The organism is Haliea sp. E17 (assembly GCF_048323675.1).
Taxonomy (GTDB): Bacteria; Pseudomonadota; Gammaproteobacteria; order Pseudomonadales; family Halieaceae; genus Mangrovimicrobium.
The window spans coordinates 216936-229156 of sequence record NZ_JBLWFK010000006.1; the positions used below are offsets into that span (position 1 = coordinate 216936).

Genomic DNA, 12221 nt, shown 5'->3' on the forward strand with positions numbered 1-12221 from the left:
TTCTTGTTTCCGCCGGAACCCTTCCTATACTGGATGGAGCGGGCGGTGTCGCGATCTGTGCATGGGATGGATCGCGAACCACTCAACACTGCCTGCCCTCGGGGAAGTTGGCAGACATTAGTCAGAGATGTCTGTCTCCAGTGGGACGTGACCGGTGCTGCACCGGATTTGAATCGACCTGGGCAAACGCATTGCTTTACCCCGACCACGCCGTCATCTGTTTTCAGTGGCGGCGTTTTTTTATTTCCCGAACGTCACTTTCCGCACTGCTCGCCCGGCATTCCCGTTGACGGGCCACGCCTGCACCCGGGCTTTTCTGGTGTTATTACCACTGCTGCACAGCGCAATTTCCGCCGTCTAGTATGTTTATTCTAATTTTCCTGCTTAGTCTGTGTTGCAGATGGCGGCACCGGACCGTCAGTTGCAAACGACAGGAGTGCAGACATGGCCGAAGAAGTAGTAGTAGCGAAGAAAGCCCCCGCTAAAAAAGCAGCCCCCAAGCGCAAGGCGCCCGCCAAGAAAGTGGCGGCCAAGCGCAAGCCAGTGGCAAAACGCAAGCCCATCGCCAAGGTGGAAACGAAAGTCGAAAAAGCCGTTTCCAAGGTCGAGAAAATGACCAGCGAGATCAGCAGCAAGGCGAAGGAAACCGGCCGCAGTGCCTTCCTCGCCGGTCTCGGCTGCTATGGCATGGCCTACGACAGCATGAATGCCAAGCTGGATACCGTCCAGGCCAGTTTCGATTCGCGCAAGAAAGAAGCTGACAAGGTGTACAAGAAGCTTGTCAAACGCGGCGAGAAACTGGAAAAGGACGCTATGAAAGCCATGGACGATTTCAGCATCCCCAGCCTCGAAATGGACAGCAAAAAGCTGGAAGCCGGACTCAGCCAGGCAAAAGCCAAATTCGAGGAACTCAAGACCAGCGCGACCTCGCGTTTCGCCTTCTGATTCCCACAGACACTTATCCCGGTTCTGCCGGGCCTCCAGGGGCTATCTCGATAGCCCCTTTTTTATGTACAGGATGTACTGTATGCCGCGAGAGGCCATGGATGGCCGAAGCGGCGCATGTACAGGATGTACTGTATGCCGCGAGAGGCCATGGATGGCCGAAGCGGCGCATGTTCTAATCTGGGCTATCGGGCAATACAGGCGAGGCGCCAACCATGAGCAACAAAAAAGACAAGGTTACCGACAAGGCCAGCGAATTCGCGCGGCACATCTGGCTGGCGGGTGTGGGCGCCTATGGGCGCGCGGTGGACGAGGCCCAGAGCAGCCTGAAAAAGGCCACGCCGCAACCGCCCAAACTGTTTCGCGAACTGGTCAAGGCCGGCGCCGCCCTCGAGGAGGAAGCCAACGAGGCCACCGCCGCGGCGCGCGCCTCGGTAGAGGAACGCATCGCCCAGGTGCGGGAGAACTTCCACCTGCAACGCCCGGCGCGGGTCGAAGACCTGCAGGCCCTGCACAGCAAGATCGATGAACTCACCCGCCAGGTGGAAGCGCTAGCCGATCAGTTGCAGGCGCAACAGAAAAAAGCGGCGCCAAAGCGCAAGGCGAAGGCTGCGGTGAAAAAAGCTGCGGCCAGGAAAACCCCGGCCAAAAAAGCCCCGGCCAGGCAGAAAGCCGCTGTGAAACAATCCCCCGCGGCAGCGAAGGCGAAAGCCCCGGCAAAACGCCAGCCCGCGGCACGCCGGAAGCCAGCTGCACCCCGGAGCGGCGCCGGCGACAAAAGCTGACCGCTAAACGATGAAGACCCGTGATCGCATCCTCCACGCCAGTCTGGCGCTATTCAACCTGGAGGGCGAGGAACACACCACGACCATCGACATCGCCAACGAACTGGACATAAGCCCGGGCAATCTCTACTACCATTTCAAGGGCAAGGACCAGATCATCGCCGAGCTCTACCACCAGTACCACACCGCGCTTTCCAGTACGCTGCGGGCGCCGGTGCAGCAGCCACTGAGCGAGGATTCACGCAACGTCGAGCAGAACTGGTACTACCTCTACGTTGTGCTGGAGGAGATGTACCAGTATCGCTTCCTCTACCACAACCTCAGCAACATCCTGCAGCGCTACCCGGATATCCGCCGCCAGTTTCGCCGCCTGGTGGAGCTCAAGCACAGTGCCCTGGACGCGATCTGCCAAACCCTGATGCAGCAGGCGGTTATCGCCACCGGCGAGGAGCGCCTGCAGGGACTGGTGGAAAACATGGCCCTGCACCTGACCTTCTGGCTGAGCTACGACCGGCTGCTGCACGAGGACCGCGAGCCCTCGATCACCATCCACCAGGGGGTGCTGCAACTGCTGGCCATGATCGCGCCCTACCTGGGCGACGACCAGCTGGTGTTCTACCGCGACTGCCAGGACATCTACGCCAGCATGCTCGCCGCGGAGCGCGAGACCCTCTAGCCGTCGACAACACAGGATGCCGGCTTGCGCAGCAGGATCACATCCGCGCCGATGCGCTCCAGTCCCGCGCCGTGCTGCCGCGCCCACCACTGCCAGGTCTGCTCGCTGAAAAAACACACATGGGTGGCGTCGTTCTTGTAGTGCCAGTTGGCGAAAGCCGCCTGGTCGCGGACCAGCTTGGTCATGATGCCGAGCAGGCCACCCGGCTCCAGCAGGCCCCACAGGCGCTGTAACTCCGCCCCAGGCCGCTGCAGGTGCTCGACCACTTCGGTGGCGGTGATAAACCGGTAGTGCTGGCGCAGGGCCGCGGGGTCGGGATGGTAGAAGGGGTCGTAGAGCATAAGCTGGTAGCCGGCCTCCGCCAGCATGGCCGCCAGCGCCGGCCCGGGGCCGCAGCCAAAGTCCATGCCGCGGGCGGGGGCGGGCACCCGCTGCATCAGCGGTTCCGCCAGGCGGCCGAGAAACCTGCGGTATCCGGGGTCGTCCACCGCGTTACGGTGCAGGTCGTATTCGGCTTTCTCGGCGGCGGCGGACAGGTGGTAGGCGGGCGGCACGAACACCAGCGCACAGTGGCTGCAGCGCAGGTATTCACGGCGCCGGTCGCGGTGAAAAACACCGGCGCCGGACGCCGCACAAAGGGGGCAGTGCAAGTCGGCATTCATCTGCTATAGTCCCTGTTCACTTTCCACCACCCCGTTACAGGAGTCCGCCATGACCGTTAAAGTCGGTGATAAAATCCCCTCCGCCACCCTGAAAACCATGACCGCTGAGGGCCCTCAGGATATCAGCACTGAAGCGATTTTCGGTGGCAAGAAAGTCGTCCTGTTTGCGGTACCCGGCGCCTTCACTCCCGGTTGCTCCAACACCCACCTGCCCGGCTTCGTGGTCAACGCCGACAAGATCAAGGCCGCCGGCGTGGACACCATCGCCTGTGTCGCCGTGAACGACGCCTTCGTCATGGGTGCCTGGGGCAAGGCCCAGAACGCCGAGGAAATCCTGATGCTGGCCGATGGCATGGGTGAGTTCACCGCTGCGCTCGGCCTGGAACTGGATGCCAGCGGCTTCGGCCTCGGCACCCGCAGCCAGCGCTACGCGCTGATCGCCGAGGACGGCGTGATCACCCACCTGAATGTCGAGCCGGGTCCCGGCATCGATGTGAGCTCTGCCGAAACCATCATGGCGCTGCTCTGAAGCTTGCTGTACCGCGCGCGGCCCCACGGCTGCGCGCCATCTCCCCTCCCGGCCTCAGGCGAGGCTGAAATAGCACACCGTACTGATGATCGCCGCGCCGATGAAGTTCAGCGCCAGGCCCTCCCGCGCCATCCGCGCCGTGGTCAGGTAACCGCTGCCGAACACCACTGAATTGGGCGCCGTGGCAACCGGCAGCATGAACGCGCAACTGGCGCTCATCGCCGCCGGCACCATCAGGATTTCCGGCTCGATGCCCATGCCCATGCCCACCGCGGCGAGGATCGGCATCAGCAGTGTGGTACTCGCGGTATTCGAGGTGGTCTCGGTCATGAAGGTGACAACCAGCGCGACCACGAGGATCAGCGCGAACAGGTGGAAACCGGAAAAATTGCTGAACACCCCGCCCATCAGTTCACTGAGCCCGGAATTGACGAAACCCTTGGCCAGGCAGATGCCACCTGCAAACAGCAGCAGCGTACCCCAGGGCACTTCCACGGCCTTTTCCCAGTTCAGCAGCCTGCCGCCGCGTCCATTGGGCAGCAGGAACAGGAATACCGCGGCGATCAGCGCCACCGATGCGTCGTTGGCCTGGGGCAGGCCGAGCAGGCCGCTCCAGCCACCGAAGGGTTCCACCCGGGTAATCCAGGCCAGCGCGGTGACCAGGAACAGCGTCATCACCCGTTTTTCCTCGGGGCGCCACTCGCCCACAGCAGGCAGGTTCACCGCTACCGCACCGCTCAATCCCCGGGTGAGGTAGAGCGCCATGCAGGGAATCATCAGCACCACCACCGGCACACCCCAGCTCATCCACTGGGTGAAGCTGATACTGCGCCCGGTGGTTTCCTCGAATACCTGCATGAAAATCAGGTTGGGTGGCGTACCGATCGGCGTGCCGATGCCGCCGACGCTGGCGGCGTAGGCCAGTCCCAGCAGCAGCGGCGCCACCAGTTTCTGCCGGTCCGAGCAGGCGTCGAGTACCGCCAGCGCCACCGGCAGCAACATCAGGGTGGTGGCGGTATTGGAAATCCACATGCTGAGCACCGCGGAGGCGATCATGAAACCCAGCACCAGGCGGGTACCGCTGTCACTGCCCACCAGGTGTACCAGGCCGAGCGCGATCCGCCGGTGCGTACCGGACTGCTCCATGGCCTTGGACAGCAGGAATCCGCCAAGTAGCAGCAGGATAACCGGGGAACCGTAGGCCTCGCCGACTTCCGCCGGGGTCAACACGCCGAACAGCGGCAGCAGCGCCAGCGGCAGCAGGGAGGTAGCGGGAATCGGCAGCGGTTCGAACACCCACCAGATCACGCACAGCACCGCGAGTCCGGCGACAACCGCCACGTCCCTGTCCTGCCCGGCGGCGGTCATTGCCCCGAAAGTGGCAAGGGCCAGCAACAGGCCCACCCCGATTGCCCATTTTTGAATCACGTATCTCTCCCCCAACCCTACTGCTTTTCCGCGCTCTCCAGATTACAGCCCTGTAACACCCGGGGCCGTGTACTGGTATCGTACATGACAGAAGCATACACTTGCGGGCATGAAAGCTGTATTGCCCTCCTCGCTTGTTGACCAATTCGGGCGCCGCGTTAACTACGTGCGGCTCTCGGTCACTGACCGCTGCGACTTCCGCTGTGTCTACTGCATGGCGGAAGACATGGAGTTTGTACCCAAGCGCGAAGTGCTCAGCCTGGAAGAGCTCTACCAGGTGGGCCGCGCCTTCAGCGAACTGGGCGTGGAGAAAATCCGCCTCACCGGCGGCGAGCCCCTGGTCCGCAACAACGTCATGTCCCTGGTGGAACGGCTGGGCACACTGCCGGGACTGCAGCAACTGGCGCTCACGACCAATGGCTCCCAGTTGCAGCGCCTCGCCCCGGCCCTGAAGGCCGCCGGCGTGCAACGCGTCAACGTCAGCCTGGACAGCCTGAATCCCCGCAAATTCCGCCAGCTCACCCGCTACGGCAATCTCGACCAGGTGATCGCGGGGATCGATGCAGCTGTGGAAGCCGGTTTTGCCGGGGTAAAACTCAACGCCGTGGTCCTCAAGGGCCGCAACGAAGACGAGGCCGTCGCACTGGTGGACTTCGCCCGCCAGCGCGGTATTGATGTCGCCTTCATCGAGGAAATGCCGCTGGGCCTGATCGACGACCACGACCGCGCCCTGACCCTGTGCACCAGCGAGGAACTGCGCGCGTTGATCGGCAGCCGTTACCCGCTGCAGGCCGAGGGCGATCCCGCCGGCAATGGCGGCCCGGCCCGCTACTACCGCATGCCGGACAGCCCGACCCGGGTGGGATTTATCTCCCCCCACAGCGCCAATTTCTGCCACCTGTGCAACCGCGTACGGGTGACCGTGGAAGGCCGCCTGCTGCTCTGCCTGGGCAACGAACACTCGGTGGACCTGCGGGCCATCCTGCGGGCGCCGGACTACCATCCCGAAAAACTCAAATGGGCCATCGTCGAGGCCATGGCGATCAAACCCGAGCGCCACCACTTCGACAATTCTCAGGAACCCCAGATCCTGCGGTTCATGAACGCCACCGGCGGCTAGCCTCGCGCCCGCCGACAAGGAAAAGACAGTGCGAATCGACGACTTTCCCCAGCTCGCCTCGATCGAGGCCATCCAGCAGGGTTTCGAATCCATCGGCTACATCTGTTCCGAGAGTATCGCGACGGCTGTCTACCTCGCCTTCCAGCTGCGCAAACCAATCCTGGTGGAGGGGCCACCCGGCGTCGGCAAGACCGAACTCGCGAAGACCACCGCCAGCGTGCTCGACGTGCCGCTGGTGCGCCTGCAGTGCTACGAGGGGCTGGACGAGAGCAAGGCCCTGTACGAGTGGAAATACAGCAAACAGCTGTTGTACACGCAGGTGCTGAAGGAAAAACTCGGCGACCTGCTGCACGGCGCCCACGACCTGGCGGAGTCGGTGGAACGCCTGCACCAGTTCGGCGACATCTTCTATTCCGAGGAATTCCTCGAACCGCGGCCCCTGCTGCACGCCATGCAGCATGAACAGGGCGCGGTGCTACTGATCGACGAGGTCGACAAATCCGACTACGAGTTCGAGGCGCTGCTGCTGGAAATCCTCTCCGATTACCAGGTCTCCATTCCGGAAATCGGCACGGTAAAAGCGCGCACCGCGCCAATGGTCTTCCTCACCAGCAACAACACCCGGGATATTTCCGACGCGCTGAAACGCCGCTGCCTGCACCTTTACATCCCCTTCCCCTCGGTGGAACTGGAGGAGCGCATCGTGCGCAGCCGGGTGCCGGACATCGACGCCGAACTGCGCCATCAGCTGGTCGCCTTCGTGCACGCGCTGCGCGAGCTGGACCTGAAGAAAGTACCGGCAATTTCCGAGACCATCGACTGGGCGCGCAGCCTGCTGCTGCTCCACGCCGGCAAGCTCGAAGCCGACCTGGTTCGCGACACCCTCAACGTGCTGCTCAAGTTCGAGGACGATATGGAAACCGCGGGCGCGCAACTGCCCAGCCTGCTGCGCGAGGCCCGCGGCGACTGAGCCATGCCCGACAGCCTGGTCAGTTTCATTCGCATCCTGCGCTCCCACAACCTGCCGATTTCGCCGGCCGAGACCCTCGACGCGGTGCGCATCGCAGCCCTGCTCGGCTACGAGGACAAGAGCCAGCTGCGCGATGGCCTGTGCATGGCGCTGGCCAAGGGCGAGGCGGAACGCGCGCAGTTCCACCGCTGCTTCGAACGCTTCTTCAATCCGCACAAGGAAGCGCCCGCGCTCAACACCGAACTGCTCACAGCGAGTACCGCGGAAGCCATGCCGGGACGCGCCAGTGGCGGCGGAGGCGGCGCCTCGCCGCTGTTGCAGCAGGCCGCGGCGAACGATGCAGGGATCGACCGCCTGCTGCAGTCCCCCCTGCTCGCCGCCTTGCTGGCCAACGACCGCGACGCCGTCAACATCGCCATCAGCGACGCCAGCCAGCGCGCCGGGCTGGCGGATATCCGCCTGTTCACCCAGAAGGGCCTGTACCGGCGTCGCATCCTCGCGGCGCTGGGCGAAGAACAGTTGCGCGAGGGCGTCGCACGCCTGGAAAAGGGCGCCGATCCGGCGCTGGAGGAATTGCGCCGCTACCGCGACCTGCTGCGGGAGCAGGTCGGCGACTTCGTCGACCGCCAGTACCTGCTGCATGCCGAGGGCAAGAACCAGCGCCTGGTCGACGACATGCTCAAGCAGGCGCGGTTGGCCAATATCGAGAACACCTACATGGACCAGGTGGAAGCGCTGGTGCGGCGCATGGCGAAGAAACTCGCCGCGCGCTACGCCCCGCGCCGGCGCACGGCCCAGCGCGGCCAGCTGGACATCCGCCGCACCATGCACCGCGGTATCGCCCACGACGGCCTGATGTTCGACCTGCGCTGGCGGCGCACCCGCCGCGAACGGCCGCAGGTATTCGCCCTGTGCGACGTCAGCGGCTCGGTGGCGCCCTACGCGAAATTCCTGCTGCTGTTCCTCTACAGCCTGCAGGACGTCCTGCCGCGAGTGCGCAGCTTCGCCTTCGCCAATCGGCTCGGTGAAGTCAGCGGGCTGTTCGCCGAACATCCGCCGGAGGCGGCGATTGAAATCGCCCGCCAGTCCTACGGTGGCGCCACCGACTACGGCGCCTCCCTGCAGGATTTCGTCAATCTCGCCTGGGAGGATGTGCGCAGCGGCTCCACGGTGATCATCCTCGGCGACGCGCGCAACAACTACGGCGAGGCGCGGCTGGACCTGCTGCAAAAGCTTTACCGGCGCGCGAACCGGGTCATCTGGCTCAACCCCGAGTCCAGAAATAGCTGGAAAAGTGGCGATTCCGAGATGAATCGCTACCGCAGCGCCTGTCATTTGATGGCCGAATGCAATAATCTTAGGCAGCTGGAACGGGTTGTTGATCAACTACTCAAGAGTATGCGCTGAACCCCCATGATCTATCACTGCAGGGACTGCACGTACCGGGGCATGAAAAGCGGCCCTTCCGGTCAATGTCCCGCCTGCGGTTCCTTCAACATTTCACTCGGGGAAAACCAGCGCAAAGAGGATGCAAAAAAGGGCCTGAAATTCCAGCACATCGCCCTGGCCGTCTCCTGGACGGCATTGCTGGTACTGATCCTGCGTAAATTTATCGAATGAACCTGACGCCTGAATCGTTTCCGATGAGCGCCTCCGTGCGCAGTTCGGTGCTGCAACGCTTCACTCACCCCGAGAGCCTGCTACGGGGCGCGCAGCTCATGGACCGGCGCGAACTGGACGAATACCTCGGCAGTTACACAGATACCGCGCTGTCACCGCTCGACGCGGTGCTCCGCGCCGCCGACCAGACCGGCGACCCGGCCCTGCCGCCGCCGGCGGAAAGTGCCCTGCTGGCCTGGGTCGGTGAGAGTTTCGAACTCTGGGAGCAGGACTTTCCGCTCGACCCCGCCATTGCCACCAGCATGCGCCAGCTCAAGCCACTGGTCGCCCGCGCAGTCCTCGACGACAGCGCGTTCGCGATACCCGGAGCCCATGCCCTGCACAAGCTCCTCGACGCACTCCACGACGCCGCCATCGGCTGGCAGGCGGACCTCGGGCGCAGCGGCGAAGCCGTGCTCAAACTGCTGGAGGAATCCGTCAGCGCGCTGCAGGATCGCGCACCGCTCGGCGGCCCGCAGCAGCTGGCGCTGCTGATTGCCAATGCCACCGAGGCCAGCCAGCGCCTGCACGCCCGCGGCGTGCGCATGGCGCAGCGCATAGCCGACGTCGAACGCGGACGACTGCGCAGCGCCCACGCCAGGAGCACGGCGATCGCCGCCATCAACCAGCTCCTGGCGAGCGCAGCCCTGCCAAATGCCTGCGGCAGTTTCCTCCGCGGCCCCTGGCTGGAAAGCGCCCAGCTGGTATTGCTCAAGTTCGGCGCCAATGCCAGTGAATGGGGCCGGATGCAGGAAGTGATGAACCGCTTTGCAGCGGCGCTCGCGCCCATGCCGGAAGAGGAAGGCGCTGATGCGGAGGCCTCCGCCTCGGCTATCCGCCGCTCCCTGGAGCGCTGGTTGCTCAGCCTGCAGCACCAGCCGGACAGCGCGAAGCGGGAACTGGGTGAACTGGAATACCTGCTGTTGCGCGCGCTCAGCGGACAGTCCATCCAGCGTGCGCCACAATCACCCATCCCGGTGACAGAAAACACAGTCGGCGGGCCCGCCACGGTCGACCTGCCCGCTGCGATCGCTGAAGGCCAGTGGGTACTGCTGCGGGACACCCGCGAGGAAAGCCTGCGCATGCAGGTGGTGCTGCGTCAGGACGAACAACAGCAACTGGTGCTCTGCCGCCACTCCGGGCAGCAGCCGCGCAACTACAGTTTCGGCGAGTTCAGCCAGCTTCTAGCCAGCGGCGCGGTTGCTGCCCTGCCCTCAGGCGCCACCTTCAGCCGGGCACTGGCGCATACCGCCGGCGTCCAACCTGCAGCCGCGGCCGCAACGAGAAGCCCCGAGCCATCCCCTGCGCCCACGCCGGCACAAGCGGCGCCGGTCCGGCGCGAGCCGCCGCCTGCTGCACCGGCCGGGAGCAGCGCTCCCCGGGACCTGCCGCTGCCCCCACTGGGCACCTGGCTGGGCTTTCACGATGTGGACCCGCCGCTGCTGGCCAAGCTGGCGATGCACGACGCGGTGCGCCAGCTGATCATCTTCGTCAATCGCAAGGGCATCGAACTGCGCCGGCTCGAGGAGTCCCGGTACATCGCCCTGGTGGAGGACGGGCAGATCGACATTCTGGAAGCGCGCTCCAATTTCCGCGAGGAAGTGGAACGCGCACGCCGCCGGCTGCAGCAACACGGGCCCTAGCCAATGCAGGACACATCTCATAAAAGTGATAACAAAGGGAACCAGGGAATGGATCTGGAACGCAGACACATTCGGCTGCCCGCGAAATACCGGGTGTACATCGAGGCTGACGCTGCCGCAGGAGAAGATAACAGCATCGAGGTCTGCCGCGCGCTGGACGTGTCGCTCAGCGGCCTGCAACTGGAGCTGACCCGGGAATTAGCCCTGAATGCCTATATTCATGTCGGCGTGGAAGCCAGCGGCGCAGCGCCGTTGATCCTGGTTGCAGTGGTGCGCTGGTGCCGTCCGGCAGATGCCGACAGGCCGGACACCTGGCGCGCCGGCCTGGAACTGCAGCCTGACGCCGCCGACTCGGACTACAGCGACTGGCGTCGGCTGCTGGCCCAATTCGACGACTGAGTCAGCGCAGCGAGTGCTCTTCCTCTTCTTCCACCAGTTCGAGCGTGAGGCCGGAACCCGAGGCATAGGCCGCCGCCGGCGCGCTGCCGCCGCCCGCTGCTGACGGCTCAGGCGCCCTGGCCGCGGCTGCGGGCGCACTGCTGACCGGCGCCTCGCCCCTGCCCTCGCGGGCGAACTTGATTTTCAGGCGGACGTTATTGGGCGAGTCGGCGTTGCGCACCGCCTCCTCCTCGCTGATCAGCCCTTCCATGAACAGCTCGAACAGGGCGGTATCGTAGGTCTTCATGCCGGAATCCTCAGATTTCTTCATGACTTCCTTGATACCGTCGATCTGCCCGCGCTGGATCAGGTCGGCCACCAGCGGGGTGCCCAGCAGGACCTCGATCGCGGCGCAGCGCTTGCCGTCCACGGTCGGGATCAGGCGCTGGGAGACGAAGGCCTGCAGGTTCAGCGACAGGTCCATCAGCAGCTGGTGACGGCGCTCCTCGGGGAAAAAGTTGATGATCCGGTCCAGTGCCTGGTTGGCATTGTTGGCGTGCAGGGTGGAAATGCAAAGGTGGCCGGTCTCGGCGAAGGCGATGGCGTGCTCCATGGTTTCGCGGTCGCGGATCTCGCCGATCAGGATCACGTCCGGCGCCTGGCGCAGGGTGTTTTTGAGCGCGTTGTGCCAGTTGCGCGTATCCACCCCCACCTCGCGCTGGTTGATGATGCTCTTCTTGTGGTTGTGGACGTATTCCACCGGGTCCTCGATGGTGACGATATGCCCGTAGCTGTTGGAATTGCGGTAGTCGATCAGCGCCGCCAACGAGGTGGACTTGCCGGAGCCGGTCGCCCCCACGAACAGTACCAGCCCGCGCTTGCGCATGATGACTTCCGGCAGGATCGGCGGCAGGCGCAGGGCCTCCCAGTGGGGAATCTCTGCCACGATGTTGCGGCAGACCATCGCCACTTCGTTGCGCTGCAGGAAAATATTCACCCGGAAGCGCCCGTAGCCGGAGATCGACATGGCCAGGTTCATTTCCAGCTCCTGCTCGAACTCCGCCTGCTGGGTCGGATCCATCACCTCGTAGGCGATTTCCTTGATTTCACCGGGCTTCAGCACCTCGCCGTCGAGCGGTTGCAGCTTGCCCTCGAACTTGGCACAGGGCGGCGCCCCGGTGCTCAGGTACAGGTCGGACCCGTTGCGGCTCGCCAGTGTTTTCAGCCATTCTGTGATTTTCACGCTACATCCCCCTACCTCGGCCCGGCGCAACATCGGCCAGATCACGCGCAAACTGTATCAGGAGGGTAACAACGCTCCCACAGGATTCTGCGAGAAACGCGATTCAGGTCACGCTAGTGGGCGCTGCTGCGGCCAGAACGCGGGGGAATGCGCAAAGCGATGCCGCCGGAGGGCGGCACCAGT

13 protein-coding genes are annotated in these 12221 nt (G+C 64.1%); 10 read left to right on the top strand and 3 right to left on the bottom strand.

Annotated elements, in window-relative coordinates:
- Positions 1-444: 444 nt before the first annotated feature.
- From ACNKU3_RS17025 to ACNKU3_RS17035, 3 genes are all read left to right on the top strand, one after another.
- A complete protein-coding gene (locus tag ACNKU3_RS17025) occupies positions 445-945 on the top strand; it encodes a hypothetical protein (RefSeq protein ID WP_418260751.1) in 501 nt (166 codons plus the stop codon).
- Between the two features lie 215 nt (positions 946-1160).
- Positions 1161-1730, top strand: coding sequence for a phasin family protein (locus ACNKU3_RS17030; protein ID WP_418260752.1), 570 nt, complete (start codon positions 1161-1163; stop codon positions 1728-1730).
- 10 nt (positions 1731-1740) lie between these two features.
- Entirely contained in the window at positions 1741-2406 is a 666-nt protein-coding gene (locus tag ACNKU3_RS17035) for a TetR/AcrR family transcriptional regulator (protein WP_418260753.1), read from the top strand.
- Here ACNKU3_RS17035 and ACNKU3_RS17040 read toward each other — a convergent pair.
- Positions 2403-3068, bottom strand: coding sequence for a class I SAM-dependent methyltransferase (locus ACNKU3_RS17040; RefSeq protein ID WP_418260754.1), 666 nt, complete (start codon positions 3066-3068; stop codon positions 2403-2405). The genes ACNKU3_RS17035 and ACNKU3_RS17040 overlap by 4 nt on opposite strands.
- Positions 3069-3117: 49 nt before the next feature.
- On the opposite strand from ACNKU3_RS17040, the gene ACNKU3_RS17045 reads away from it, so the two are divergent.
- Positions 3118-3597 (top strand): peroxiredoxin, encoded by a 480-nt coding sequence (locus ACNKU3_RS17045; RefSeq protein ID WP_418260755.1) that lies wholly within the window; start codon positions 3118-3120, stop codon positions 3595-3597.
- Between the two features lie 54 nt (positions 3598-3651).
- Here ACNKU3_RS17045 and ACNKU3_RS17050 read toward each other — a convergent pair whose 3' ends face one another.
- Positions 3652-5022 (bottom strand): SLC13 family permease, encoded by a 1371-nt coding sequence (locus ACNKU3_RS17050; RefSeq protein WP_418260896.1) that lies wholly within the window; start codon positions 5020-5022, stop codon positions 3652-3654.
- A gap of 112 nt (positions 5023-5134) precedes the next feature.
- Here ACNKU3_RS17050 and moaA point away from each other — a divergent pair, with 112 nt between their 5' ends.
- Genes moaA through ACNKU3_RS17080 form a run of 6 tightly spaced genes read left to right on the top strand, consistent with a single transcriptional unit; the run spans position 5135 to position 10816 of the window.
- Positions 5135-6145 (top strand): GTP 3',8-cyclase MoaA, encoded by a 1011-nt coding sequence (moaA, locus tag ACNKU3_RS17055; protein ID WP_418260756.1) that lies wholly within the window; start codon positions 5135-5137, stop codon positions 6143-6145.
- A gap of 28 nt (positions 6146-6173) precedes the next feature.
- Positions 6174-7115, top strand: coding sequence for an AAA family ATPase (locus ACNKU3_RS17060; RefSeq protein WP_418260757.1), 942 nt, complete (start codon positions 6174-6176; stop codon positions 7113-7115).
- Between the two features lie 3 nt (positions 7116-7118).
- Entirely contained in the window at positions 7119-8522 is a 1404-nt protein-coding gene (locus tag ACNKU3_RS17065; RefSeq protein ID WP_418260758.1) for a VWA domain-containing protein, read from the top strand.
- A gap of 42 nt (positions 8523-8564) precedes the next feature.
- Positions 8565-8735, top strand: coding sequence for a hypothetical protein (locus ACNKU3_RS17070; protein ID WP_418260759.1), 171 nt, complete (start codon positions 8565-8567; stop codon positions 8733-8735).
- Positions 8732-10417 carry a DUF1631 family protein gene (locus ACNKU3_RS17075; protein ID WP_418260760.1) on the top strand — a complete coding sequence of 562 codons (1686 nt, stop codon included), beginning with the start codon at positions 8732-8734 and terminating at the stop codon, positions 10415-10417. The genes ACNKU3_RS17070 and ACNKU3_RS17075 overlap by 4 nt, the downstream gene beginning before the upstream one ends.
- Before the next feature lie 48 nt (positions 10418-10465).
- A complete protein-coding gene (locus tag ACNKU3_RS17080) occupies positions 10466-10816 on the top strand; it encodes a PilZ domain-containing protein (protein ID WP_418260761.1) in 351 nt (116 codons plus the stop codon).
- 1 nt (position 10817) lies between these two features.
- Here the strand turns inward: ACNKU3_RS17080 and ACNKU3_RS17085 are convergent, their stop codons facing one another.
- A complete protein-coding gene (locus tag ACNKU3_RS17085; protein ID WP_418260762.1) occupies positions 10818-12038 on the bottom strand; it encodes a PilT/PilU family type 4a pilus ATPase in 1221 nt (406 codons plus the stop codon).
- Between the last annotated feature and the right edge of the window lie 183 nt (positions 12039-12221).

Coding starts and splice junctions, on each gene's coding strand:
- ACNKU3_RS17025 (WP_418260751.1), top strand. CDS start 445: ATGGCCGAAGAAGTAGTAGTAGCGAAGAAAGCCCCCGCTAAAAAAGCA.
- ACNKU3_RS17030 (WP_418260752.1), top strand. CDS start 1,161: ATGAGCAACAAAAAAGACAAGGTTACCGACAAGGCCAGCGAATTCGCG.
- ACNKU3_RS17035 (WP_418260753.1), top strand. CDS start 1,741: ATGAAGACCCGTGATCGCATCCTCCACGCCAGTCTGGCGCTATTCAAC.
- ACNKU3_RS17040 (WP_418260754.1), bottom strand. CDS start 3,068: ATGAATGCCGACTTGCACTGCCCCCTTTGTGCGGCGTCCGGCGCCGGT.
- ACNKU3_RS17045 (WP_418260755.1), top strand. CDS start 3,118: ATGACCGTTAAAGTCGGTGATAAAATCCCCTCCGCCACCCTGAAAACC.
- moaA (WP_418260756.1), top strand. CDS start 5,135: ATGAAAGCTGTATTGCCCTCCTCGCTTGTTGACCAATTCGGGCGCCGC.
- ACNKU3_RS17065 (WP_418260758.1), top strand. CDS start 7,119: ATGCCCGACAGCCTGGTCAGTTTCATTCGCATCCTGCGCTCCCACAAC.
- ACNKU3_RS17070 (WP_418260759.1), top strand. CDS start 8,565: ATGAAAAGCGGCCCTTCCGGTCAATGTCCCGCCTGCGGTTCCTTCAAC.
- ACNKU3_RS17075 (WP_418260760.1), top strand. CDS start 8,732: ATGAACCTGACGCCTGAATCGTTTCCGATGAGCGCCTCCGTGCGCAGT.
- ACNKU3_RS17080 (WP_418260761.1), top strand. CDS start 10,466: ATGGATCTGGAACGCAGACACATTCGGCTGCCCGCGAAATACCGGGTG.